At 73.6% G+C, this 24,060-nt stretch carries 22 protein-coding genes and 4 tRNA genes; 18 read left to right on the top strand and 8 right to left on the bottom strand.

Translation table 11 applies throughout. The features are described from left to right. Positions 1-147: 147 nt before the first annotated feature. The 5 genes from hisD to ACWIX3_RS23440 all read left to right on the top strand — a co-directional run bounded on the left by hisD (position 148) and on the right by ACWIX3_RS23440 (position 5,340). A complete protein-coding gene (gene hisD, locus ACWIX3_RS23460; RefSeq protein ID WP_448609748.1) occupies positions 148-1,467 on the top strand; it encodes a histidinol dehydrogenase in 1,320 nt (439 codons plus the stop codon). 35 nt (positions 1,468-1,502) lie between these two features. Then, positions 1,503-2,504, top strand: a complete 1,002-nt coding sequence (locus tag ACWIX3_RS23455) for an amidohydrolase family protein (RefSeq protein ID WP_448609747.1) — start codon at positions 1,503-1,505, stop codon at positions 2,502-2,504. A 47-nt stretch (positions 2,505-2,551) separates the two neighbouring features. Beyond that, positions 2,552-3,541: a Gfo/Idh/MocA family protein gene (locus ACWIX3_RS23450; RefSeq protein ID WP_448609746.1), complete on the top strand. Its 990-nt coding sequence runs from the start codon at positions 2,552-2,554 to the stop codon at positions 3,539-3,541. A 144-nt stretch (positions 3,542-3,685) separates the two neighbouring features. After that, positions 3,686-4,372 (top strand): cyclase family protein, encoded by a 687-nt coding sequence (locus tag ACWIX3_RS23445; protein ID WP_448609745.1) that lies wholly within the window; start codon positions 3,686-3,688, stop codon positions 4,370-4,372. After that, positions 4,369-5,340, top strand: a complete 972-nt coding sequence (locus ACWIX3_RS23440; protein ID WP_448609744.1) for an NAD(P)-dependent oxidoreductase — start codon at positions 4,369-4,371, stop codon at positions 5,338-5,340. Before ACWIX3_RS23445 ends, ACWIX3_RS23440 begins: the two co-directional genes overlap by 4 nt. A 10-nt stretch (positions 5,341-5,350) precedes the next feature. Here ACWIX3_RS23440 and ACWIX3_RS23435 read toward each other — a convergent pair whose 3' ends face one another. Further along, positions 5,351-6,499: a DUF3500 domain-containing protein gene (locus ACWIX3_RS23435; RefSeq protein WP_448609743.1), complete on the bottom strand. Its 1,149-nt coding sequence runs from the start codon at positions 6,497-6,499 to the stop codon at positions 5,351-5,353. 176 nt (positions 6,500-6,675) lie between these two features. On the opposite strand from ACWIX3_RS23435, the gene cimA reads away from it, so the two are divergent. Continuing rightward, positions 6,676-8,256: a citramalate synthase gene (gene cimA, locus ACWIX3_RS23430; protein ID WP_448609742.1), complete on the top strand. Its 1,581-nt coding sequence runs from the start codon at positions 6,676-6,678 to the stop codon at positions 8,254-8,256. Between the two features lie 60 nt (positions 8,257-8,316). On the opposite strand, the gene ACWIX3_RS23425 is transcribed toward cimA, so the two are convergent. From ACWIX3_RS23425 to ACWIX3_RS23405, 5 genes are all read right to left on the bottom strand, one after another. Next, positions 8,317-8,718, bottom strand: a complete 402-nt coding sequence (locus ACWIX3_RS23425; protein WP_448609741.1) for a hypothetical protein — start codon at positions 8,716-8,718, stop codon at positions 8,317-8,319. Positions 8,719-8,796: 78 nt separating this feature from the next. Further along, complete coding sequence (locus ACWIX3_RS23420) at positions 8,797-9,450, bottom strand: response regulator (RefSeq protein WP_448609740.1); 654 nt, start codon at positions 9,448-9,450, stop codon at positions 8,797-8,799. Beyond that, positions 9,447-10,565 (bottom strand): sensor histidine kinase, encoded by a 1,119-nt coding sequence (locus tag ACWIX3_RS23415; RefSeq protein WP_448609739.1) that lies wholly within the window; start codon positions 10,563-10,565, stop codon positions 9,447-9,449. The genes ACWIX3_RS23420 and ACWIX3_RS23415 overlap by 4 nt, the downstream gene beginning before the upstream one ends. A gap of 58 nt (positions 10,566-10,623) precedes the next feature. Next, on the bottom strand, positions 10,624-10,953 hold the full coding sequence (locus ACWIX3_RS23410) for a putative quinol monooxygenase (protein ID WP_448609738.1): 330 nt from the start codon (positions 10,951-10,953) through the stop codon (positions 10,624-10,626). A 177-nt stretch (positions 10,954-11,130) separates the two neighbouring features. Beyond that, positions 11,131-11,511, bottom strand: coding sequence for a VOC family protein (locus tag ACWIX3_RS23405; RefSeq protein ID WP_448609737.1), 381 nt, complete (start codon positions 11,509-11,511; stop codon positions 11,131-11,133). A gap of 60 nt (positions 11,512-11,571) precedes the next feature. Here ACWIX3_RS23405 and ACWIX3_RS23400 point away from each other — a divergent pair, with 60 nt between their 5' ends. The 11 genes from ACWIX3_RS23400 (at position 11,572) to ACWIX3_RS23350 (ending at position 20,282) form a co-directional block, all read left to right on the top strand. Beyond that, positions 11,572-12,384, top strand: coding sequence for a fumarylacetoacetate hydrolase family protein (locus ACWIX3_RS23400; protein WP_448609736.1), 813 nt, complete (start codon positions 11,572-11,574; stop codon positions 12,382-12,384). Next, positions 12,381-13,877, top strand: coding sequence for a glutamate--tRNA ligase (gltX, locus tag ACWIX3_RS23395; protein ID WP_448609735.1), 1,497 nt, complete (start codon positions 12,381-12,383; stop codon positions 13,875-13,877). The genes ACWIX3_RS23400 and gltX overlap by 4 nt, the downstream gene beginning before the upstream one ends. A gap of 4 nt (positions 13,878-13,881) precedes the next feature. Next, the gene (locus tag ACWIX3_RS23390; protein ID WP_448609734.1) at positions 13,882-15,168 is read left to right on the top strand and encodes a CPBP family intramembrane glutamic endopeptidase; all 1,287 of its coding nucleotides are present in this window, start codon (positions 13,882-13,884) and stop codon (positions 15,166-15,168) included. Beyond that, positions 15,154-15,225: transfer RNA gene (locus ACWIX3_RS23385), tRNA-Gln, on the top strand. The genes ACWIX3_RS23390 and ACWIX3_RS23385 overlap by 15 nt, the downstream gene beginning before the upstream one ends. Positions 15,226-15,273: 48 nt before the next feature. After that, positions 15,274-15,346: transfer RNA gene (locus ACWIX3_RS23380), tRNA-Glu, on the top strand. A 107-nt stretch (positions 15,347-15,453) separates the two neighbouring features. After that, positions 15,454-15,526, top strand: a tRNA-Glu gene (locus ACWIX3_RS23375). 107 nt (positions 15,527-15,633) lie between these two features. Beyond that, positions 15,634-15,706: transfer RNA gene (locus ACWIX3_RS23370), tRNA-Glu, on the top strand. Between the two features lie 140 nt (positions 15,707-15,846). After that, positions 15,847-16,947, top strand: a complete 1,101-nt coding sequence (gene galT, locus ACWIX3_RS23365) for a galactose-1-phosphate uridylyltransferase (protein ID WP_448609733.1) — start codon at positions 15,847-15,849, stop codon at positions 16,945-16,947. Positions 16,948-17,041: 94 nt separating this feature from the next. Continuing rightward, positions 17,042-18,253, top strand: a complete 1,212-nt coding sequence (gene galK / locus ACWIX3_RS23360; protein ID WP_448609732.1) for a galactokinase — start codon at positions 17,042-17,044, stop codon at positions 18,251-18,253. Between the two features lie 30 nt (positions 18,254-18,283). Then, positions 18,284-19,966 carry a sodium:solute symporter family protein gene (locus ACWIX3_RS23355; protein WP_448609731.1) on the top strand — a complete coding sequence of 561 codons (1,683 nt, stop codon included), beginning with the start codon at positions 18,284-18,286 and terminating at the stop codon, positions 19,964-19,966. Positions 19,967-19,991: 25 nt separating this feature from the next. Next, entirely contained in the window at positions 19,992-20,282 is a 291-nt protein-coding gene (locus ACWIX3_RS23350) for a hypothetical protein (RefSeq protein ID WP_448609730.1), read from the top strand. Positions 20,283-20,476: 194 nt separating this feature from the next. Here ACWIX3_RS23350 and ACWIX3_RS23345 read toward each other — a convergent pair whose 3' ends face one another. Together ACWIX3_RS23345 and ACWIX3_RS23340 are read right to left on the bottom strand one after the other, a co-directional pair. After that, on the bottom strand, positions 20,477-21,583 hold the full coding sequence (locus ACWIX3_RS23345) for a sulfite oxidase (protein ID WP_448609729.1): 1,107 nt from the start codon (positions 21,581-21,583) through the stop codon (positions 20,477-20,479). Between the two features lie 264 nt (positions 21,584-21,847). Continuing rightward, positions 21,848-22,510: an IclR family transcriptional regulator gene (locus ACWIX3_RS23340; protein WP_448609728.1), complete on the bottom strand. Its 663-nt coding sequence runs from the start codon at positions 22,508-22,510 to the stop codon at positions 21,848-21,850. A gap of 125 nt (positions 22,511-22,635) precedes the next feature. Between ACWIX3_RS23340 and leuC the strand changes: the two genes are divergently transcribed. Beyond that, on the top strand, positions 22,636-24,054 hold the full coding sequence (gene leuC, locus ACWIX3_RS23335) for a 3-isopropylmalate dehydratase large subunit (protein WP_448609727.1): 1,419 nt from the start codon (positions 22,636-22,638) through the stop codon (positions 24,052-24,054). The last annotated feature ends 6 nt before the right edge of the window (positions 24,055-24,060 follow it).

Genomic DNA, 24,060 nt, shown 5'->3' with positions numbered 1-24,060 from the left:
GCCGGGTCCGCGACCCGCTGAGCTGCCGATTCATGCGGCCGCATGGTCGGCCGGAGGCCCCGGTGACGACCTGCGCCCCGGCCCGGTCTTGACATGACTAGGTATGCACAACACGATGCAGGCCCCGACGTGACCTGGAGCACAGCGATGATCAGGCAGTTGAAGAAGGCGTCGTCTCCCGACGCCCCGCGGCAGGGGTCACCCGAGGTGGCCGAGGTGGTGGCCGGTGTGATCGCCGACGTCCGCAGCCGCGGCGACGAGGCCGTCCGGCAGTACTCGGAGAAGTTCGACAGCTGGTCGCCGGAGAGCTTCCGCCTGGGCCCGGAGGAGATCGAGCGCATCGTCGCCGCGGTCCCGGCCCAGGTGGTCGAGGACATCCGGACGGTGCAGGCCAACGTCCGCTCGTTCGCCGAGCGCCAGCTCGGGTCGATGGTCGAGTTCGAGGTGGAGACCCGGCCCGGGGTCTTCCTGGGGCAGAAGCACCTGCCGATCGCGGCGACCGGCGCCTACGTCCCGGGTGGGCGCTATCCGCTCACGGCCTCGGCGCACATGACCGTGGTGACCGCGAAGGTGGCCGGGGTGCAGCGGGTGACCGCGTGCACGCCGCCCATCCGCGGCCAGGTCCCCGCCGCCACGGTCGCCGCCATGCACCTGGCCGGTGCGGACGAGGTCCTCCTGCTGGGCGGGGTCCAGGCCGTGGCCGCGATGGCCGTCGGCACCGAGACCATCGGCAAGGTGGACCTGCTGGCCGGGCCCGGCAACGCCTACGTCGCCGAGGCCAAGCGCCAGCTGTTCGGCGAGGTGGGCATCGACCTGTTCGCCGGCCCCACCGAGATCCTCGTCGTCGCCGACGACAGCGCCGACCCGTTCGTCGTCGCCGTCGACCTGCTCAGCCAGGCCGAGCACGGACCGGACTCACCGGCGGTGCTCATCACCACCTCCGAGGACCTCGCCCGCGCCGCGGTGGCGCACGTCGACCGGTTGCTCCCCGAGATGCCGACCAACGACATGGCCGGGCCCGCCTGGCGCGACCACGGCCAGGTGATCGTGGTCGACGACCTGGACGAGGCCTACCGGCTGGCCGACGAGTTCGCCAGCGAGCACGTGCAGATCCTCACCGAGGAACCGCGCCGGGCGCTGGAGCAGATGCGCAACTACGGCGCGCTGTTCCTGGGCGAGGGCACCTGCGTCTCCTACGGCGACAAGGTCATCGGCACCAACCACGTCCTCCCCACGCGGGGTGCCGCGCGCTACACCGGTGGCCTGTGGGTGGGGAAGTACCTGAGAACGGTGACGTACCAGGAGGTCACCGACCGGGCGGCCAGCGCCGCCCTCGGCGAGCTGTGCGGCCGTGCGTCGCGGGTGGAGCTGTTCGAGGGGCACGCCCGCTCCGGCGACGTCCGGGCCGCCAAGTACGCCGGGGCCGACCTGCCGTGGGCCCCCGAGGTGTACGCCTCCACCCCCTGACCGACCGCTCGACCCCACCCCACCGAGAGGACCCCATGCCCGGCCGCACCGTGGACATCCACGCCCACGTCTTCACCCCCGCCTGCCAGGAACTCGTGCAGGGGCTCATGGAGCCGCAGTACGAGCCGTTCAGCTACTGGGCGGGCAGGGAGACCAACGAGTACCAGCCCAAGCACACCGCCGAGATCATGCCCAAGCTCACCGACGTCGACGTGCGCCTGGCCGACATGGACGCCATGGGCATCGACGTGCAGGCGATCTCGGTGGCCCCGCCGCAGTACTACTACTGGACCGACGTCGAGCTCGGCCGGACGCTCGCGCGGATGCAGAACGAGAACCTGGCCTCGATCGTCCACGGCCACCCCGACCGCTTCGTCGGACTGGCCACCGTTCCGCTGCAGGACGTCTCGTCCGCGGTCAAGGAGCTGGAGCACTGCGTCCGCGAGCTGGACTTCCGCGGCGTCGAGATCAACACCAACGTCTTCGGGCTCGACCTCGACGACCCGCGGTTCCGGCCGTTCTTCGCCAAGGCCGAGGAGCTCGACGTCGTCGTCATGCTCCACCCCAACGGCTTCACCCACGGCGAGCGGCTGCAGAAGTACTACATGACCAACGTGATCGGGAACCCGCTGGACACCACGGTCGCGATCAACCGCATCATCCACGGCGGCGTCCTCGAGGAGCACCCCGCGCTCAAGCTCTGCCTGGTCCACGGGGGCGGGTTCCTGCCGTTCTACTCCTCCCGCATCGACCACTCCTACGAGCTGCGCCCCGAGGGCCGCCACCACATCACCCGGCCGCCGAGCAGCTACCTCAAGCAGGTCTACGTCGACTGCCTGGTCTTCGACTCCGTCCACCTGGAGTTCCTCCTCCAGCAGATGGGGCCCGACCACGTCGTCATCGGCACCGACTACCCGTTCGACATGGGGCACTACGACCCGCTCGGCCAGATCGACGGCGTCCGCGGCCTGAGCGACGACGACAAGGACCTCATCCGCAGTGCGACCGCCGCCAAGCTGCTCAAGCTGGAGGGCTGAGTGCCCGCCCGAGCAGCCGCACCCCGCGCCCGGGGGAGGCGGACGCCGTGGACGTAGCCGTGGTCGGGCTCGGCTGGTGGGGGCAGAAGGTCCTCGACGAGCTCGCCGGCAGCACGCGGGTGCGGCCGGTGCTCGCCGTCGACCCCGAGCCGGCCGGGCGGGAGCGCGGGGAGGCCCGGGGACTGCGGACGACGGCCGACTTGCAGGAGGCGCTGGCCGCCCCCGCGATCGACGCCGTCGTCCTCTGCTCCCCGCACCGGTTCCACTCCGCGCAGATCGTGGCGGCCGCCGAGGCGGGCAAGCACGTCTTCTGCGAGAAGCCGTTCAGCACCACCGTGGCCGACGCCGACGTGGCCCTGGCGGCCGTGGCGGCGGCGGGTGTGCAGCTGGGCATCGGGCACGAACGGCGCTTCGAGCCGCCGGTGGTGGACCTGCAGGAGCGGTGCCGCTCGGGCGACCTGGGCACACCGCTGGTGTTCGAGGGGAACTTCAGCCAGGACAAGTTCCTGGCGCTGCCCCCGGACAACTGGCGGCTGTCGAGCGTGGAGGCCCCCGTCGGCCCGCTGTCGGCGACCGGGATCCACCTGGTGGACCTCGCCGTGAGCGTGCTCGGGAACCCGGTCGAGGTGTGGGCGCGGCTGGCCACCCGCGCCACGTCGTTCGGCAACGGCGACACCCTCTCGGTCACCCTCGGCTTCGAGAGCGGGGGGACGGCGACCATCACCGCCATCCTCACCACACCGTTCATCGGCCGGATGTGCGTGCTCGGGTCCGAGGGCTGGATGGAGATCAGGGACCGCGCGCACCCCGAGGCGCCGGCCGGCTGGGACGTCACGACCCGTCACCGGGACGGCGAGCCGAGCACGCGCTTCGTCCCACCCACCCCCGCCGTCCGGGACAACCTCGAACGCTTCGCCGACGCCGTCGAGGGCCGGGCCGACTACCCCGTCACGCCGGCCGACGTGCGCGCCACCGTGCGGGCGTTCGAGGCCATCACGCGGTCCGCGCTCAGCGGGCGGGTGGAACCCGTGACCTGAGAGAGGACCCCCTCGCTCCCACCGTGGACGGACCCCGTCCTCCCACCCTTCGTGGAAGGACCCCGGGCGGGGCCACGGCGGGGCCCTGCGAGGGGTCGCCCGTACCTGCACCACCCCACCCGATTCCAGTGCCGAGGAGAGCGCATGCAGATCATCGACCTGTCCCAGGACATCTACGAGGGGATGAAGGTCTACCCCGGTCACCTCAAGACCGTGCAGTTCGAGCACGCCACCCACGAGGAGACCGCTCCTCGCTTCGAGGGCGGTTTCTCGTTCCAGACGACCGGCTTCATCCTGAACGACAACGGCCCCACCCACGTCGACTCCTTCTCCCACCTCGACCCGGCGCCGGGCGCGGAGACCATCGACCAGATGTCGCTGGACCTCTTCTACGGCCCTGCCGTGTGCCTCGACGTGACGGGCTTCCAGCCGCAGACCGACATCACCGCCGAGGACCTCGACCGGATCGAGTCGGAGTCACCGGTCGAGGTGCAGCGCGGGGACATCGTGCTGTTCCACACCGCGACGTGGAACCGGTACGTCGGGGACAAGCGCTACCTCACCGACTTCCCGGGCCTCGGGGAGTCGGCGGCGGAGTGGATCGTGCAGCGCGGGGTGAAGACGTTCGGGGTGGACAGCCCGACGCCGGACAACCCCGCCAGCAAGACCTACCCCGTGCACATGATGTGCCGCCGGGAGCACATCACCCACTACGAGAACCTGGCCAACCTCGACCAGGTGGTGAACCGCCGGTTCACCTTCGTCGGGTTCCCGCTCAAGGTCCGCGGCGCCCACGGCGGGCCCACCCGCGCGGTGGCACTCGTCGAGTGACCGACCCGGGGGTGGTGCAGCCGTCCTCCTCCCGGCCCGCGCCCCCCGGGGGTGCCGCGGCACAGCCGGAGCCGGACGCCCCGCGGGCGGCCCGCGGGGCGTCCGGCCCGGTCGTCGCCGTGCTCGGGACGGGCGGGATGGGTGCCGGGATGGCCCGGTCGCTCGTCCGTGCGGGTCTCCCGGTCCGGCTGTGGAACCGGGACCCGGCCAAGGCGCGGGCGCTGAGCGGCCCGGGAGCCGTGGTCTGCGACTCGCCGGCCGAGGCCGTCGCCGGTGCCGACGTCGTCCTGACGATGCTCTTCGACGCCGGTGCGGTCGAGGAGGTGGTGCGCCGGGCCGCTCCGGCCCCCGGCACGCTCTGGCTCCAGTGCTCGACGGTCGGCCTGGAGGACGTCGACCGGCTGGCCGACCTCGCCCGCGAGCTCGGCCTGCTCCTCGTGGACTGTCCGGTGCAGGGCACGCGCAAGCCCGCGGAGGAGGGGCAGCTGGTGCTGCTCGCCTCCGGGCCGGACGACGCCCGGGCGGGGCTGGCGCCGGTGTTCGAGGCGCTGGGCCGCACGACGCTCTGGCTGGGGGAGGCGGGGGCCGGGACCCGGCTGAAGCTCGTCTGCAACGCCTGGGTCCTGACGCTGGTCGCGGGCACCGCCCAGTCGGTGGCGCTGGCCCGCGGGCTGGGGCTGGACCCGCAGGACTTCTTCCGGGTGCTCGACGGCGGCCACCTCGACGTCCCGTTCGCCCGGGTCAAGGGCGCCGCGATGATCGCCGGGCAGTACCCGGTCGGCTTCGCCCTGACGGGGGCGCTCAAGGACAGCGGGCTGATCCTGGACGCCCTGCGCACGGCCGGGGTGTCCGGCGGGTTCGCCGACGCCGTCCGGGAGGCGCTGGAGGCGGCGGTCGGCCGGGTCCCGGACCCGGCGGCGGTCGACATGGCCGCTCTCGTGGAGGGGATGGCTGCCGGCCCCGGCTGACCCGACCGGGTCAGCCGGGGTGGTGCCGGGCCCGGTGCGCGGCCAGGACGTCGAGGCCGAAGTCGCCCTGCGGGTCGCGCCAGACCGAGTGCGCGTGGTTGGCGTCCCGGGCGGTGTTGTCCCACTCGACCAGCAGCCGGGGTGCCTGCAGCCGGTAGTAGTGCGGCTGCCCGGGCTCGGTGGAGCCCGCCCACGCGAGGTGCACCGCGTCCAGGTCGACCTCCGGGGCCAGCCCGGCCGGCACCCGCCCGACGTACGCGCTCAGCAGGGTCTGCAGCAGCGCCCGCTGCTCGCGGTCCAGTTCGGTGGCCGGGACGCCCCGCGGCTCGGCGGTCAACGCCAGGCGGTCGTGGTCGGCCTGCCCGTAGCCGCTGCCCGCCTCCGCGCTCTCGGTCATCCGGGCCACCCGGTCGACGAGGTGCGGCTCGGTGAAGCGCTGCCGCCAGATGTCGGGCATCTGCAGCATCCGGTCGCCGGAGGCCACCCGGGAGCGGTTGCCGCCGACGATGTCGGACGGAGCCCGGTCCAGCAGCACGGCCGCGGCGCGGAGGTCGGCCGGGAGCGAGCGGACCAGGTCCCGTGCCAGGTCCTCGGTGGTGCCCAGCGGCCGCAGGTCGGCTCCGCCGAGCAGCGGCGCCGACGCCGGGTCGGCACCGATGAAGCAGGGCGTGACCGAGCGGACGCGCCCGTCGACGACCAGGTTGTTCAGCGACACGTGGTGCCCGCCGAACCGCCAGCCCCACGGCCGCGCGTCGCCGGGGGTGCCGAAGACGCGGAGGTAGTACAGGCCCGGGTCGCGACCGCGCTCGCGGCCCCAGTCGACCGACCAGCCCTCCAGGTGGTCGAGCACGTTCTCCCAGCCCATGACCGTGGACACCGTGACGTAGCCGGCGGTGGACAGCCCGCTGCCCACCAGCTGCATCGCCAGCGACTGCTGGGCCGGGCGCTGCTGCCCGAGGGGCAGGCCGCCGTGGTCGGTAGGGGTGTAGAACCAGCGCAGCCGCTCGGCCTCGGCCTCCTCGTCGTCGGGACCGGGCCAGGAGGCGAGCTCGCGCTGATCGGGGTCGAGCGCTTCGAGCCAGGCCTCGGCCGCGGCGGCCATGGCCTCGGCCACCTCGCGGGCCGCCGTCCCCGCAGCCGGGTCGCCGGTCGTCGTCATGATCCGAGACCGTAGGACCTGCCCGGGCTCCGTGGTTTACTCGACGCGATGTCCCGCACCGGCTCGATCACCATCGCCTAGCGCGCAGTCACCTCCCCGACTGCGCGCAGACCTCCCGTACCCGGGGGGTCTTTTTCGTGTTCGGGCCCTTGCCGACCAGCCCCCGGGAGACCCCGATGCCCCTCGACCCCGCCACGGACTTCCACGTCTTCGACACCACCCTGCGCGACGGCGCGCAGCGGGAGGGCGTGAGCTACTCCGTCGCCGACAAGCTGGCCGTCGCCCGGCTGCTCGACGAGATCGGCGTCGGCTTCATCGAGGGCGGCTGGCCGGGAGCGCTGCCCAAGGACACCGAGTTCTTCGCCCGCGCCCGCACCGAGCTCAAGCTGCGGCACGCGCAGCTGGTGGCGTTCGGGTCCACCCGCAAGGCCGGCGTCCGCGTCGAGGACGACGCCCAGGTGCGCGCGCTGCTCGACGCCGGGACGCCGGTGGTCTGCCTGGTCGCGAAGTCCGACGTCCGGCACGTGCGCGAGGCGCTGCGGACGACGCTCGAGGAGAACCTCGCGATGGTGCGCGACACCGTCGCCTTCCTGGTGGGGCACGGCAGGCGGGTGTTCGTCGACTGCGAGCACTTCTTCGACGGGTACGCCGCCGACCCCGACTACGGCGTCGAGGTGCTGCGGGCGGCGTTCGCCGCCGGCGCCGAGGTCGGCGTCCTGTGCGACACCAACGGCGGGATGCTGCCGATGGGCGTGGGCAGGGTCGTGGCCGACGTCCGCGCGCGCGTCGAGGGCCGCCTGGGCATCCACTGCCAGGACGACACCGGCTGCGCCGTCGCCAACTCCCTGGCCGCGGTCGAGGCCGGGGTCACCCACGTGCAGGGGACGGCGAACGGCTACGGCGAGCGCGCCGGCAACGCCGACACCTTCGTGCTGATCGCCAACCTGGTCACCAAGATGGGCCTGCCGGTCGTCCCCGAGGGCTGCCTGACCGAGCTGCAGCGGGTCAGCCACGCCATCGCCGAGCTGGCCAACATCGCCCCGAACGAGCACCAGCCCTACGTCGGCGCCTCGGCGTTCGCGCACAAGGCCGGCCTGCACGCCAGTGCCATCAAGATCAGCCCCGAGCTGTACAACCACCTCGACCCCGAGGTCGTCGGCAACGACATGCGCATCCTGGTCACCGAGATGGCCGGCCGGGCGTCGGTGGAGCTCAAGGGCCGCGAGCTCGGCGTCGACCTCGACGGGCACGCCGACGTCATCGGCCGGGTCGTCGACCGGGTCAAGGTGCTCGAGGCCGACGGCTGGTCGTTCGAGGCCGCGGACGCCTCCTTCGAGCTCCTGCTGCGGGCGGAGCTGCCCGACGCCTCGCCGCCGCTGTTCGAGCTGGAGAGCTACCGGACCTCGGTCGAGCACTGGGGCAACGGCGTCGTGGTCAGCGAGGCCACCGTCAAGGTGCACGTCGACGGCGAGCGGATCATCAGCACCGGTGAGGGCAACGGCCCGGTCAACGCCCTGGACAACGCGCTGCGGCAGGCGCTGGTCAGCCGGTACCCCCAGCTGGCCGACGTCTCGCTGGCCGACTACAAGGTCCGCATCCTGGGCTGGAAGGGCGGCTCCGGCGCCACCACCCGGGTGCTCATCGACAGCACCGACGGGGTGGGGGAGTGGACCACCGTCGGCGTCCACGACAACATCGTCGAGGCCTCCTGGCACGCCCTGGTCGACGCCCTCACCTACGCCGTCCGTTCTCGCTGACCGATGTGCGTCTGCGGCGCGTCCCCGGCGGGGAACGCGCCGCAGACGCACAGCACCCGGTCAGCAACCGGCGTACTCGTCCAGGCGCCACCACATGGCCAGCGCCATGGCGGGCAGCATCAGCACGTGTCCCGCGGTGAACAGGAACGAGCCGGACACCGCGCCCGCCCAGTACGGCACGAGCAGGACGGCGAAGGGCACGTACATCGCCGCGGACATCTCGGCGATGGCCGGCCAGGAGTGGCCGCGGAACCGCATCCAGGCGGCCATCGCGACGGCCATGTTGGTGGCCATGACCAGGGCGTGCACGTCGACCCGGTCGTCCAGGCCCGGCCAGACGAGGGCCTCGAGCGGGCCCAGGGCCACCATCCCGACCACCATCGCCACGACCATCTCGAGGTAGTGGCGGACGAGGTGCCAGGTGCGCCGGCCGCGAGTGCGGGTGTGCTGCGTCGTCGTCATGCCGGGAAGCGTCCGGCGTGCCGCCGTCCCTGCCAGGTGCCGGAGGTCACGGTCGCCGGTCACGTCCCGGCATGACCGTCAGAGCAGGTCGAGGGCCCGGGCGCGCAGCGCCGCCTGGGTGCGGTCCCGGGCGCCGAGCTTGCCCAGCACGTTGGTCACGTGGTTCTTGACCGTGCCCTCGGCCAGGAACAGCGCCGTCGCGATCTCCCGGTTGCTGCGCCCGTCGGCCACCAGCCGGAGGACCTCCAGCTCGCGGTCGGACAGCGGCACCACCAGCGGCTGCGGCCGGGACCGCGGGGCGTCGTCCAGCTGGGCGAAGCGGGCCACCACCTTGGCCGCCACCGACGGCTGGAGCACCGACTCCCCGCGGGCGGCGGAGAGCACCGCCTCGACCAGGCGGTCGGAGGACACGTCCTTGAGCAGGTAGCCCAGCGCGCCGGCCCGCAGCGCGGCGAAGACGTCCTCGTCGTCGTCGAAGGTCGTCAGCGCCAGCACCCGCACGCCCGGTTGCTCGACCCTGAGCCGCCGGGTCGCGGCGATCCCGTCGAGCACCGGCATGTGCAGGTCCATGAGGACGACGTCGGGCTGCAGCGTGGCCGCCCGCTCCAGCGCCTGGTGCCCGTCCCCGGCCTCGCCGACCACCTCGACCTCCGGCCGGGCGCCCAGGAGGGTCGCCAGTGCCTCCCGGAACAGCGCCTGGTCGTCGACCACCAGCACGCGGACGGCGCTCACCCGGGCACCTCGACCAGCAGCTCGGTGCCCCCGCCCGGGACCGACGCCACGCTCAGGTGCCCGCCGGCGCGCGCCGCCCGCTCCCGCAGTCCGACCAGCCCGAAGGCGGGCACGTGCTCCCCGTGCTCGCCGGCTGGCAGGCCGCAGCCGTCGTCCCGCACCGCCAGGCGCACCGTCCCGTCCTCGCCGTAGGTCAGGGTCACCCGCGCGGAGGTCGCCGCCGCGTGCTTGCCGACGTTGGTCAGCCCCTCCTGCGCGGACCGGAAGAGCGACTCCTCGGCCTCGGCGGGCAACTGCCGCTCGGTCCCGACGACCTCGAACGTGGCGGGGAGGCCGGCTGCGGAGACCTCCGCGGTCAGGGCCGCCAGTGCGGCGCCCAGCGGCGGCGACGTCCGGGGCTCGCGCAGCGTGGCCACCGACCGGCGGACCTCGGCCAGCGCCTCGCTGGCCTGCTGCTGCGCCTTGGCCAGGACGGCGTCGGCGCGGTCCGGGTCCGTCGACAGCACGGCGCGAGCGGCCTGCACCTGCATCTGGACGACCGTCAGGTGGTGCCCGAGGCCGTCGTGGATGTCGCGCGCCAGCCGGTTGCGCTCCCGCGTGGTCGCGAGCTCCTCGGCCTGTGCGGCGTACCCGCGCAGCAGGTCGTTGGCCTCGGCCAGCTCGACGCGTGCCCGCTGCTCGCGCTGGAGCAGCGCGGTGACGACCGCGGTGAAGACCGCGGCGCCCAGCAGCCCCAGGCCGTTGCGGGCGAAGTCGGCCCACCCCATGCCCAGGTGCACCAGCGGGACCATCGCGGTGACCACGGCGGCGGCGGGCAGCGGCAGGAGCAGCACGCTCTGGCTGACCAGCACGAGCAGCAGGAGCGTCGCCCCGACACCGGCGTGCGCCGCACCGAACAGCAGCACGCCGAGCGGTAGCTGGAGACAGACGTGGCCTGCCGTCAGCCAGTACCGGCGCGGCACCGGCTGGCGGGCCAGCCACGGGAGCGCGGCGAGGGCGTGCGCGGCGTACGTCCCCCCGAGCGCGACGGCGAGCAGCGGGTGCGGGTCGTCGGTCGCCTCGACGACGACCGTCAGCAGCGCGAGGCACGTCAGCACCGCGAGGGCGCGGGTCACGGCGTCACTGTGGCAGCTCCTGCACCGGTTGCGCGGGCGACGACGCCCCGCGCGGCGCTCAGTTCCTGGGCTTGACCTCGCCCATCGGGCCGAAGCCGCTGACCTCCGGGGCGTCGATGTAGATGATCTGCGGCTGCTCGGCGACCAGGTCCGACATCCAGTCGAAGGCGGCCTTGGCGTGCGGGGTGGCCACGTGCGAGGCGCCGGCCTCGGAGTCCCGGAACCCCTCGATGCAGACGAAGGTGTTCGGGTCCTCGACGCTGCGGGACCACTCGAAGAACAGGCTGCCCTCCTCGGCGTTCACCGCCCGGGCGTACTCGTCGGCGTGGGTCCGGAACTCGTCGATGCGGTCGGGCCGGACGGGCATCTTGATGACGATCAGGATCACGAGGTCCTCCTTGGTCGGGTCGAGTGGGCCCCGGAGGGCTCCGCGAGGTCCCCTTCCGGGTCCCGCCCCGAGCGTGCGGGGGTGGGGGGAAGGGGGTTCCTTCCGGGCTCCTGGTCGGGGAGTCGTCCGGTGGGACGACAGTGTCACAGTGGGTCCTCGTCCACAGCGGGTCCTCGTTCACAGCGGGTCGAGGCGACGGCGCAGGAGGCAGAACTCGTTGCCCTCCGGATCGGCCAGCACGTACCAGTCCTCCGCGCCGGACTGGCCGACGTCCGCGCGGGTGGCTCCCAGGGCGAGCAGTCGTGCCAGCTCGGCGTCCTGGTCGCGGTCGGTGGGGTTGAGGTCGATGTGCAGCCGCACCTTGCCCGGTGTCGGCTCGGCGACCGGGGCGAAGACGATCGTCGGTGCGGGCCCGCCGAAGCCCGCCGCGGGGCCGATCTCCACGCCGCCGTCGTCCTCCCGGCCGAGGACGTCGTAACCGAGGACCTCGGCCCAGAAGGCCGCCAGCGCCTCGGCATCGCGGCTGTCGATCACGAGCTCGGAGAAGCGGCAGGCCATGCGGGCACGCTAGGTCCTCCTCGGCACGGGCGCGCGCAGGACGCCGACTAGCCTCGGAGCGTGCGCATCGTCCGCTTCGCCTCGCCCTCCGGCATGTCCTTCGGCGTCCTCGACGGCGACGGCCAGGTCGCCCAGATCGAGGGCCACCCGTTCGGCACCATCTCCTTCACCGGCCAGCGCTTCCCGCAGGCCGACGTCCGGCTGCTCTCGCCGATCCTGCCGAGCAAGGTGGTCTGCGTCGGCAAGAACTACGCCGAGCACGTCAAGGAGATGAACACCGGGGAGGCGCCCGAGCGGCCGCTGCTGTTCCTCAAGCCGTCGACGTCGGTCATCGGCCCCGGCGACGCCATCCGCATCCCGCCGGGCAGCACCAACGTCCACCACGAGGTGGAGCTCGCCGTCGTCATCGGCGCCCGGGGTGCGCGCAACCTCACCCCCGAGCAGGTCCCCGGCAGCGTCTTCGGCTACACGATCGCCAACGACGTCACCGAGCGGGACATGCAGAAGGCCGACGGGCAGTGGACCCGCGCCAAGGGCTTCGACTCCTTCTGCCCGCTGGGCCCGTGGATCGAGACCGACCTGGCCGGCCTCGGCAAGGACCCCGCCGACCTCGGGGTCACCTGCACCGTGGACGGCGAGCTGCGCCAGTCCGGCCGCACCAGCCAGCTGCTGTTCGACGTCCCGACGCTGGTCTCCTCCATCTCGCAGGTGATGACCCTGCTGCCCGGCGACGTCGTGCTCACCGGCACGCCGGCCGGCGTCGGCCCGATCCGGCCCGGCCAGCGGGTCGAGTGCAGCATCGAGGGTCTCGGGTCGCTGGTGAACGGCGTCTCCGGCGCCGACACCGCCTCCACCGCCGGGGGTGCGCGGTGACATCCCCGCCCACCCCGCCGACGACCGTCCGCACCCGGTTCTGCCCCTCACCGACGGGCATGGTGCACGTCGGCCTGCTGCGGACGGCGCTGTTCAACTGGGCGCACGCCCGCCACACCGGCGGCACCTTCGTCTTCCGCATCGAGGACACCGACGCCGCTCGCGACTCCGAGGAGTCCTACCGGCACCTGCTCGACAGCCTGCGCTGGCTCGGCCTGGACTGGGACGAGGGCCCGGAGGTCGGCGGCCCGCACGGGCCCTATCGGCAGTCCGAGCGGCACGAGGTCTACCGCGAGGTGGCGCAGAAGCTGGTGGCGGCCGGGCACGCCTACGAGTCCTTCTCCACCAACGAGGAGGTCGAGGTCCGGCGGCTGGCCGCGGGGCAGGACCCGAAGCTCGGCTACGACAACGCCGACCGGTTCCTCACCGACGAGCAGAAGGCGGACTTCCGCGCCGAGGGCCGCGAGCCGGTGCTGCGGCTGCGGATGCCCGACGAGGACCTCACCTGGACCGACCTGGTCCGCGGGGAGATCCGCTTCGCCGCCGGCTCGGTGCCGGACTTCGTCGTCGTCCGCGCCAACGGTGTCCCGCTCTACCCGTTCGTCAACCCGGTGGACGACGCGCTGATGGGCATCACCGACGTCCTGCGCGGCGAGGACCTGCTGCCCTCCACGCCGCGGCAGCTCGCGCTCTACGCCGCCCTGACCGACATCGGCGTGGCCTCCGGCGCCCCGCGCTTCGGTCACCTGCCCTACGTGACGGGGGAGGGCAGCAAGAAGCTCTCCAAGCGCGACCCGCAGTCCAACGTCGACGTCTACCGGGAGCGCGGCTTCGTCCCCGAGGGCTTCGCCAACTACCTCGCGCTGCTGGGCTGGTCGATCGCCGAGGACCGCGACGTGTTCTCGATGCGGGAGATGATCGAGGCCTTCGACGTCACGCGGGTCAGCGCCAACCCGGCCCGCTTCGACCTGAAGAAGGCCGAGGCGATCAACGCCACCCACCTGCGGGCGCTGCCGGTGGAGGACTTCACCGAGCGCGTCGTGCCGTTCCTCGCCCGCGCCGGGCTGGTCGGCGACCCGCCGACGGCCGAGCAGCGGCGCGTGCTCGATGCCATCTCCCCGCTGGCCCAGGAGCGCATGATCGTGCTCTCGGACGCCGTGGGCCTGCTCGGCTTCCTGTTCGTCGAGGACGTCGAGATCGACCCGGCGGCCGCGGCCAAGCAGCTGGCGGGTCCCGAGGCCGCCGAGGTGCTCGACGCCGCGCAGACCGCGCTGCGCGCGCTGCCCGACTGGACGACGCCGGCCATCGAGGCCGCGCTCAAGGAGGCGCTCGTCGAGGAACTCGGGCGCAAGCCGCGCCAGGCGTTCGGCCCGGTGCGTGTCGCGATCAGCGGCCGCACGGTGTCGCCGCCGCTGTACGAGTCCATCGAGCTGCTGGGCCGGGAGCGCACCCTCGCCCGCCTCTCCGCGGCGCGGGCCGCCGTCCCCGGGTGACCGGGTGAGCGCAGCGGGACCGCCGGGCTGGGCCGCGCCGGACGACGAGCCCTACAGCGGGCCACCGCCGACCGGGCCCTACGGAGCGCCGCCGTACGTCCCCGGGACGCTGCGCGGCCTGCACGCGCCGTCGGGCACGTGGCCCGCGGCCGGGCCGGTCCCGTGGCCGCTCGGGCCGGTGCCGCTGCAGCCCGTTCCGCACACCGTCCCGCCCTGGGGCGCCGCGCCGCCGTGGGGTCCGCCCGCGCCGCCACCGGGCATGCGCTGGGAACCGCTGCCGGGCACCCCGCCGCACGACGAGCCGGCCGACTTCCTGCTCGCCATGCGCAGCCGCACGTGGCGCTGGTGGCGGCCGCTGCTGGGCCTGCTGCTGTTCGTCGTGGTCTACCTGGTGGCCACGGTCCTGGTCTTCCTCGCCGGGTTCGCCGCCGGGGTCTTCCCCGACCCGACGCAGATCGACCCGACCGACCTCACCGACCCCGGCCTGCTGCTGCTCACCAACCTCTCGCTGGCCGTGGCCATCCCGTGCGTGTGGCTGTCCTGGGTCGCCGCGCACGGCATGGGGATCGGCTGGTCGTCGTCGGTGCTGGCCCGGCTGCGCTGGCGCCTGCTCGCGCCGTACACGCTGTTCGCGCTGGGCACGCTCGGCGTCGGGATCGGGCTCACCGTCCTGCTCAGCCTGCTCGTCGCCGACGGCGAGGTGACCGGGCCGCTGCCGGAGTTCTGGTGGCTGCTGCTGGTGGTGTTCCTCACCACACCGCTGCAGTCCGCGGCCGAGGAGTACGTCTTCCGCGGCTACCTGAGCCAGGCGATCGCCGGGTGGATCCGCGAGCCCGTCGTCGGGGCGGTCGTCGCCGGGGTGCTCACCGCCCTGCTGTTCTCGGCCGCGCACGGCCAGTTCGAGCCGGCGGTCTTCCTCGACCGGTTCGCCTTCGGCCTGGCCGCCTCGGCCGTCGTCTGGTTGACCGGTGGGCTCGAGGCGGCGATCGTGCTGCACACGGTCAACAACGTGGTGGTGTTCGTCCTGGCCGGTGCGCTGGGGGAGGGGGTGCCCACCGACGAGGTGCCGGCCGGCATCGGGCTGCTGGTCGTGCTGGTCGACCTGCTGGCCATGGCCGCGTACGTCGGCCTCGTCGCGCGCACCCGCCGGCGGCTGCGCCCGGAGGTGCGGACCGCCGCGTTCGACCTGCGACCACCGTCACCCAGGGGGGTGCCCGGACCGCCCCTGGCCATCGGGTATGGTGTTGTCCAGCGCCGCGAGGTGCAGCACCACCCTTGGGGTATGGGGTAATTGGCAGCCCGACGGTTTCTGGTTCCGTTAGTCTAGGTTCGAGTCCTGGTACCCCAGCGAGGAAGCTGTCTGCCTGGAGACACAGTTCCTCAGCACCACCCGCACGGCCCCGTCGTCTAGCGGCCCAGGACGCCGCCCTCTCACGGCGGTAGCGAGGGTTCGAATCCCTTCGGGGCTACAGCGCAGCGAGAGCCCCCGGCCACCCGGCCGGGGGCTCTCGTCGTCTCCGCGGTCCCCACCCGCTGCCCAGGCCGCCGGCGGCCCGTGGCACCATGAGCACCGCACGGCCCCGTCGTCTAGCGGCCCAGGACGCCGCCCTCTCACGGCGGTAGCGAGGGTTCGAATCCCTTCGGGGCTACAGCGCAGCGAGAGCCCCCGGCCACCCGGCCGGGGGCTCTCGTCGTCTCCGCGGTCCCCACCCGCTGCCCAGGCCGCCGGCGGCCCGTGGCACCATGAGCACCGCACGGCCCCGTCGTCTAGCGGCCCAGGACGCCGCCCTCTCACGGCGGTAGCGAGGGTTCGAATCCCTTCGGGGCTACAGCGAGCGAGAGCCCCCGGCCACCCGGCCGGGGGCTCTCGCCGTCCGGGCCCGCCGGAGTGGCCGGGGCGCTGGGGCGGGTCTAGCGTCGGGACGCTGTTCACGCACAGTCACGAGCGGCGGAAAGGCAGGTCCACCCCGTGATCCGGACGAGTCGTCGGCTGGCCGACGGCCGGGAGATCCTCTACTTCGACGCCGGGGACACCGCGCCGCCGCGCACCGCCCAGGACCCGCGCGACCTGCCGCCGGTGAGCACCCGCTCGCAGCTGCGGTGGGATCCGCTGCTCGGTGAGTGGGTGGTCCTGGCCTCGCACCGGCAGACCCGGACCTTCCTGCCGCCGGCGGACCTCTGCCCGCTGTGCCCGACCCGGCCCGGCAGGGAACCCACCGAGGTGCCCGAGGCCGACTACCAGGTGGTCGTGTTCGAGAACCGGTTCCCGTCGCTCGCGACGGCGGTCGAGCGCGACGTCCCGGCGACCGCGCCCGGCGCCCCGCTGTCCGAGCTGCGTCCGGGCTTCGGCCGCTGCGAGGTCGTCGTCTTCACCAGCGAGCACGACCGGTCCTTCGCCACCCTCGGGACCGACCGGGCCCGGCTGGTCGTGGACGTGTGGGCCGAGCGCACCGCCGAGCTGTCGGGCATCGACGGGGTCGAGCAGGTCTTCGTGTTCGAGAACTCCGGCGAGGAGATCGGGGTGACCCTCTCCCACCCGCACGGGCAGATCTACGCCTACCCGTTCGTGACGCCGCGGGTGGAGAAGGTGCTGGCCTCGGTCGAGCGGCACCGCGGGGAGACCGGCGGGGACCTGTTCGCCGACGTGCTCGCCGCCGAGCGAGCGGGGCCCCGGGTGGTCACCGCCAACGAGCACTGGACGGCGTTCGTGCCGGCCGCCGCCCGCTGGCCCTACGAGCTGCAGGTGTTCCCGCACCGCCGGGTCCCCGACCTGCCCGCGCTCGCCGACGAGGAGCGCGACGCGCTGGCCGAGGTCTACCTCGACGTGCTGGGCCGGTTCGCCCGCCGCTTCGACACCCCGATGCCCTACATCGCCTCCTGGAACCAGGCGCCGGTCGGCCGCGGGCGCGAGGACTGGTGGCTGCACCTGCAGCTGTTCTCGCTGCGCCGGGCGCCCGGGAAGCTGAAGTACCTGGCCGGCTCGGAGTCCGGCATGGGCGCGTTCATCACCGACACCGTCCCCGAGGACGTCGCCGAGCAGCTGCGGAACGTGAAGGCGACAGGCGAGTGAGCACCGCAGGGAGATGCCCCGGGAGCCGACGGTGAGTGAGCATCGCAGCGAGCGCCAGCGAGCGGGGAGCGGAGCGAACGCGGAGGCGACCCGGGTGACGGACCGAGGAGCGGAGCGAGCCGCGGAGCCGGGCCATGGACGACGTGCGGCGAGCGACGTCGCGGCGGCCCGGCAGGCCTTCACGGAGGCCTTCGGCGGGCAGCCGGAGGGGATCTGGGCCGCGCCGGGCCGGGTCAACGTCATCGGCGAGCACACCGACTACAACGACGGTTTCGTGCTGCCGGTGGCGCTGCCGCACACCACCCGCGCCGCGGTCGCGCGCCGGGACGACGGGCTGGTCGCCCTCGTCTCCGCGCAGCACCCGGGCGACCGGGTGGAGGTGCCGGTCGCCGAGCTCGCGCCCGGCCGGCCCGGCGGATGGGCCGGCTACCCGGCCGGCGTCGTCGACGCGCTGCGCGACCGCGTGACCGGCGGGGTGAGCGTGCTGGTCGACGGCGACGTCCCGGCCGGCATGGGGCTGTCGTCGTCGGCCGCGCTGTCCTGCTCGGTGGCGCTGGCGCTGCGCGACCTCGTCGCCCCCGACCTGGCCGTCGCCGATCTGGTCGACGTCGCGCGGCGGGCGGAGAACGACTTCGTGGGCGCGCCCACCGGGATCCTCGACCAGTCCGCGTCGCTGCTGTGCACCACCGGCCACGCGCTGTTCCTCGACACCCGTGACCGCAGCACCGAGCAGGTGCCGCTGGACCTGCGGGCGGCCGGGCTGGAGCTGCTCGTCGTCGACACCGGGACGACGCACGACCACGCCACCGGCGGCTACGGCGACCGGCGCCGCGAGTGCGAGCAGGCCGCGGAACGGCTGGGGTTACCCGCGTTGCGCGACGTCCCGGACGTGGGCGCGCTGGCCCCGCTGGACGACGGGACCCCCGAGGGCGAGGTGCTGCTCCGGCGCGCGCGGCACATCGTCACCGAGAACGCCCGGGTGCTCGAGGTCGTGCGGATCCTGCGGGAGACCGCCGACCCCGGTGCGATCGGGCCGGTGCTCACCGCCGGGCACGCCTCGCTGCGCGACGACTTCCAGATCTCCACCGCCGAGCTCGACACCGCGGTGGCCACGGCGCTGGAGGCCGGTGCCGCCGGCGCGCGCATGGTCGGCGGCGGCTTCGGCGGCAGTGCCGTGGTGCTCGTCGACGCCGACCGCACCGACGACGTCGCGAGGACGATCGCCGATCGCTTCGCGCAACAGGGCTTCCCCCCGCCGCGGGCCTTCGCGGTGGTGCCTTCCGCAGGTGCCCGGCGCCTGGCCTGACCCGTACCCCGACCTCGGAGGTCCCTGCCCGTGGACGCCCTGAGACTCGACGCCTCGTTCGTCGACTACCTGCTGGTCATCGTCTACTTCGCGGTCGTGCTGATGATCGGGCTGGCCGCCCGCCGGCGGGTCTCCGACAGCCTCGACTTCTTCCTCTCGGGCCGGTCGCTGCCCGCGTGGGTGACCGGGCTGGCCTTCATCTCCGCGAACCTCGGTGCGGTCGAGATCATCGGCATGTCCGCCAACGGCGCGCAGTTCGGCATGCCGACCATGCACTACTTCTGGATCGGCGCGGTCCCGGCCATGCTGTTCCTGGGCGTGGTGATGATGCCCTTCTACTACGGGTCGAAGGTGCGCAGCGTCCCGGAGTTCATGCGGCGCCGGTTCGGCACCGGTGCCCACCTGGTCAACGCGCTGTCCTTCGCGCTGGCCCAGATCCTCATCGCCGGCATCAACCTGTTCCTGCTGGCGACCATCGTCGAGTCGCTGCTCGGCTGGCCGCTGTGGGTCTCGCTGATCGTCGCCGCGGCCGTCGTCCTCAGCTACATCACCCTCGGCGGGCTGTCGGCGGCCATCTACAACGAGGTCCTGCAGTTCTTCGTCATCGTCGCGGCGCTGCTGCCGCTCACCCTGATCGCCCTGCACCGGGTCGGCGGGATCGGCGGGCTCGTCGACCGGGTCACCGAGGCCGGCAACGCGGAGCAGCTGCGGTCCTGGCCCGGCACCGAGCTGTCCACCTTCGAGAGCCCGGTGTGGTCGGTCATCGGGATCGTCTTCGGCCTGGGCTTCGTGCTCTCGTTCGGCTACTGGACGACGAACTTCGTCGAGGTCCAGCGCGCGATGGCGACCAAGTCGATGTCCGCGGCCCGGAGCACGCCGATCATCGGCTCGTTCCCGAAGATGTTCGTGCCGTTCATCGTGGTGATCCCGGGCATCATCGCCGGCGTCCTGGTGCCGGAGATCCAGCAGCTCAAGGCCGGGCAGAGCAGCGAGCTCCAGTACAACGACGCGATGCTCGCGCTGATCCGCGACGTGCTCCCCAACGGCCTGCTCGGTGTCGCCATCGCCGGCATGCTGGCTGCGTTCATGGCCGGCATGGCCGCCAACATCTCGGCCTTCAACACGGTCTTCAGCTACGACCTGTGGCAGACGTACGTGAAGAAGGACAAGCCGGACCACTACTACCTGCAGGTCGGCCGCTGGGCCACGGTCGGCGCGACGGTCGTCGCCATCGGGACGGCGCTCATCGCCTCCGGTTACAGCAACCTGATGGACTACCTGCAGACGCTGTTCGGCTTCTTCAACGCGCCGCTGTTCGCCACGTTCATCCTCGGCATGTTCTGGAAGCGGATGACGGCGACCGCGGGGTGGGCCGGCCTGGTGTCCGGCACGCTCGCCGCCGTCCTCGTCGCCTTCCTCAGCGAGGACGCGTTCGGCACGGCGTCGGTGGGCGTGATCCCGCTCAGTGGTCAGGGCGCGAGCTTCGTCGCCGCGAGCGCCGCGTTCGTCGTCGACATCGTCGTCAGCGTCGCGGTCTCCCTGGTGACCCGCCCGAAGCCGGTGGCCGAGCTCGCCGGGCTGGTCTACTCCGAGACGCCCCGCGAGCAGCGCACCGACCCCGACGCGCACCGGCTGCCCTGGTACCAGTCGCCGACCAAGCTGGCCGGGATCTCCCTGGTCATGGTGATCATCCTCAACGTCATCTTCCGATGACCGCCGCACCGCAGAGGAGCCGCACGTGAGCAACAGCGGAGAGCAGCCCCGGGTCCACCGGGCCGGGGCCTTCGACGTCCGCAACGTCATCGCCGGCCTGATCGGCTTCTACGGCGTCGTGCTGGTCCTCATGGGCCTGTTCGGCAACTCGGCCGACGACCGGGCCAAGACGGACGGCTTCAACGCCAACCTGTGGGTCGGCCTCGCCATGCTGGTGTTCGCCGCGGCGTTCGCGCTGTGGTCGCGGCTGCGTCCGGTCGTCGTCGACCCGGGTGCCGAGGGAAGCGGGGACGACGACCGGCCCGCCGGCCACTGAAGGAGGACCACCTCTCCCACCACGCCTCGTATCCCACCACGCCTGGTAGCAGGACCATTTCCTGCACACCCCTCGCGGGCTCGGGGCGGGGCCGGCAGGACCTGGGGGGTGGCCGTTCCGCAACGGCACCGGGCTCGCGGCGGGCCTCTGGCCGGGCCTGCCCGGGACGGGGCCGCGTCCGGGAGCGGACCCGGTCACTCGAGGACGGTCACCGGCACCCGCTGCACCAGGTTGTTGGCCATGCCCTGCCGGTTCCAGACCTGCTCGGTGGGCTGGCTGCCCTCGGCGTCGGTCGCTCGGGTGAGCAGCTCCCAGCTGCCCGGCTCCGCCGTCCACGGGTAGGACCACGCCCGCCAGGCGAAGGGGTGCACCGGGTCGGCCGGGGCGAGCTCGGCGGCCGACCAGGTGGCCCCGCCGTCGGTGCTCACCTCGACGCCGGTGACCGGTGCCCGGCCCGACCAGGCCCGCCCGGTCAGCGGAACCGGTCCGGGGCGCAGGAAGCGCTCACGGGTCATGAAGTCCGGCCAGCCGGGCGGGGCGAGCAGGGCGCGGGGCGCGATCCGGGTGACCGGCTCGCCGGCGTCGTGGGCATCGACCTTGATGCGGTAGGCGGCCGCGTTCTGGTAGCCGTCGAAGGGGCGGTCGAGCACCTCGACGCGGGTCAGCCACTTGACGTGCGCCATGCCGTACCAGCCGGGCACGAGCAGCCGCAGGGGAGCGCCGTGCTGGGGCGGCAGCGGGGCGCCGTTCATCGCCCACACCAGCAGCACCTCCGGGCGCATCGCCTCGGCCAGCGGCAGGCCGCGCGCGTAGTCCTGCTCGATGCCGCGCTCTACGCCGTGGTCGGCGCCGGTGAAGACGACGTCGACCGCGCCGTCGGCGACGCCGGCCTCCTCGAGCAGCGGGGCCAGCGGGGTGCCGGTCCACTCGGCGGTGCCGACGGCCTCCAGCAGCCACGGCTGGCTCACCGGCCGCGGCTCGTAGCGGGCGCGGCCGTTGCCGGCGCACTCGAGCAGCACCCGGGAGGTGACCGACGGGCGGCTGCGGAGCTCGTCGAGGGTCGGCTGCAGCGGGCGGGCGACGGCGCCACCGACCTCCAGCGACCAGGTCGCCGGGTCGACGGCAGGGATGTCGTAGTGGGTGAGCACGTAGTGCAGACCCGGCGGCGTCACGTCGTAGCGCAGCGCCTCCAGCGGCATCCCGTGGTTGCGGGTGGCCAGCGCCAGCTCGTCGAGGCCGATGCCCTCCCCGGGCTCGGCGATCCGGGCGCGGCCGCGGTACGTGGGCTCGGTGGCGGTCATGCGCCCAGTGTCGACCGGGGGACGCGAGGAAGGAACCGCCCGGTCGGTCAGGCGGCTGCGCGGCGGACCCCGACTGCTACCCGCGCGGATCGACCGCGGCCTCCCCGCCGCCGCACGCCTGCGCCGTCCCCACGACCGCGTCGATCATGGGCTTCTGGCAGGCGACACGCGCAGGCGCGCCGCGGGGGGCCTGCACCAGGCCCATGATCACGACGGCGGCTCCTCCTCGGCGTCGCCGAGCGTGCCAGAGAACCGAGGCCCCGCTCAGCGGGCGGCGCGGGAGATGGCGCCGGCAGCCTCGAGCACCGCGCCCACCACCTCGGGGGCGGGACGGCGGCCCAGCCGCTCCACCGGCCCGGAGATGGAGACCGCGCCCAGCACCCCGCCCGCTGCGTCGCGCACCGGCGCCGACAGCGACGCCACCCCCGGCTCGCGCTCGGCGATGCTGTGCGCCCAGCCCCGGCGGCGGACGTCGAGGAGCGTGCGGGCGGTGAAGCTGGCGCTGGGCAGCAGCGGGGTCACCTCGTCGGCGGGGGCGAAGGCGAGCAGCGCGTGCGCGGCCGAGCCCGCCGTCATCGGCAACCGCGCCCCCACCGGCACCGTGTCGCGCAGCCCGTGCGCCCGCTCGGCGGCGGCCACGCACACCCGGCTGGCGCCGTCCCGGACGTAGAACTGGGCGCTCTCCCCGCTGGTGTCCCGCAGCGCCACCAGGTGCCGGCCGGCCAGCTCGGCGAGGTCGGCGACCCCGCGGCCGAGCTCGGCCAGCGCCGGGCCGGGCGCCCACGCGCCGGCCGGCGTGCGCCGGACCAGGCGGTGCCCCTCGAGGGCCACGGCCAGCCGGTGCGCGGTCGCCCGGGGCAGCCCGGTGCGCTCGACGAGCTCGGCGAGGGTCGCGGGCTCGGCGGCGACGGCGCGGAGGATGGACACCGCTTTGTCCAAGACGGCGACGGGGTTAGGCTGTCCCACACAGCAATACTCGCATCCCACACCGTGAGATGACCAGTCCGGTCATACCGAGGGCGGCGAGCCCCAGACCCCCGGAGGGACCAGCCGTGCCGAAGACCCTGGCGGAGAAGGTCTACGACGCCCACGTGGTGCGCAGCGCCGCGGGCGAGCCGGACCTGCTCTACATCGACCTGCACCTCGTGCACGAGGTGACGAGCCCGCAGGCCTTCGACGGCCTCCGCGCCGCCGGCCGCACGGTGCGCCACCCGGAGCTCACGATGGCGACCGAGGACCACAACGTCCCGACGCTGGAGATCCTCAAGCCGATCGCCGACCCGGTCAGCCGCGCGCAGGTGGAGGCGCTGCGGCAGAACGCCGCCGAGTTCGGCATCCGGCTGGCTCCCATGGGCGACCGCGACCAGGGCATCGTGCACGTCATCGGCCCGCAGCTGGGGCTGACCCAGCCGGGCATGACCATCGTCTGCGGGGACAGCCACACCTCCACGCACGGCGCGTTCGGCGCGCTGGCCTTCGGCATCGGCACCAGCGAGGTCGAGCACGTGCTCGCCACCCAGACCCTGCCGCAGTACCGGCCCAAGCAGATGGCCGTGACGGTCGACGGCGAGCTGCCGGAGGGGGTCTCGTCGAAGGACGTCATCCTGGCCGTCATCGCCCAGATCGGCACCAACGGCGCCGCGGGCCACGTCATCGAGTACCGCGGCAGTGCGATCCAGGCGCTGTCGATGGAGGCCCGGATGACGATCTGCAACATGTCGATCGAGGCCGGCGCCCGCGCCGGCCTGATCGCCCCCGACCAGACCACTTTCGACTTCCTCGAGGGCCGCCCGCACGCCCCGCAGGGCGCCGACTGGGACGCCGCCGTCGAGTACTGGAAGACCCTGCGCACCGACGAGGGCGCCGTCTTCGACGCCGAGGTCGTCCTCGACGCCGCCGAGCTCACGCCGTTCGTCACCTGGGGCACCAACCCCGGGCAGGGCCTGCCGATCGCGGAGTCGGTCCCGGACCCCGCGTCCATCGCGGACGAGGACGATCGCCGCGCCGCCGAGCAGGCGCTGGCCTACATGGGCCTGACCCCCGGCACGCCCCTGCGCGAGATCGAGGTCGACACCGTCTTCCTCGGCTCCTGCACCAACGGCCGCATCGAGGACCTGCGGATCGCCGCGGAGCTGCTGCGCGGCAAGAAGATCGACGCCGACACCCGCATGCTCGTCGTTCCCGGGTCGGTCGGCGTCAAGCTGCAGGCCGAGGCCGAGGGCCTGGACCAGGTGTTCACCGAGGCCGGCGCCGAGTGGCGGGGGGCGGGCTGCTCGATGTGCCTGGGCATGAACCCCGACCAGCTCAAGCCGGGGGAGCGGTCGGCCTCGACCAGCAACCGCAACTTCCAGGGCCGGCAGGGCAAGGGCGGGCGCACCCACCTGGTGTCCCCGTCGGTCGCCGCGGCCACCGCGCTGACCGGGCGGCTCACCGCCCCCGCCGACCTGTCCGACGTCCCCGCGACCGTCTGACCACCC

The organism is Geodermatophilus sp. URMC 60 (assembly GCF_053502585.1).
The sequence above is the reverse complement of the archived record's forward strand: the minus strand, read 5'-3'. Positions and strand labels throughout refer to the sequence as shown.

Coding starts and splice junctions, on each gene's coding strand:
- hisD (WP_448609748.1), top strand. CDS start 148: ATGATCAGGCAGTTGAAGAAGGCGTCGTCTCCCGACGCCCCGCGGCAG.
- ACWIX3_RS23455 (WP_448609747.1), top strand. CDS start 1,503: ATGCCCGGCCGCACCGTGGACATCCACGCCCACGTCTTCACCCCCGCC.
- ACWIX3_RS23445 (WP_448609745.1), top strand. CDS start 3,686: ATGCAGATCATCGACCTGTCCCAGGACATCTACGAGGGGATGAAGGTC.
- ACWIX3_RS23435 (WP_448609743.1), bottom strand. CDS start 6,499: ATGACGACGACCGGCGACCCGGCTGCGGGGACGGCGGCCCGCGAGGTG.
- cimA (WP_448609742.1), top strand. CDS start 6,676: ATGCCCCTCGACCCCGCCACGGACTTCCACGTCTTCGACACCACCCTG.
- ACWIX3_RS23425 (WP_448609741.1), bottom strand. CDS start 8,718: ATGACGACGACGCAGCACACCCGCACTCGCGGCCGGCGCACCTGGCAC.
- ACWIX3_RS23405 (WP_448609737.1), bottom strand. CDS start 11,511: ATGGCCTGCCGCTTCTCCGAGCTCGTGATCGACAGCCGCGATGCCGAG.
- ACWIX3_RS23345 (WP_448609729.1), bottom strand. CDS start 21,583: ATGACCGCCACCGAGCCCACGTACCGCGGCCGCGCCCGGATCGCCGAG.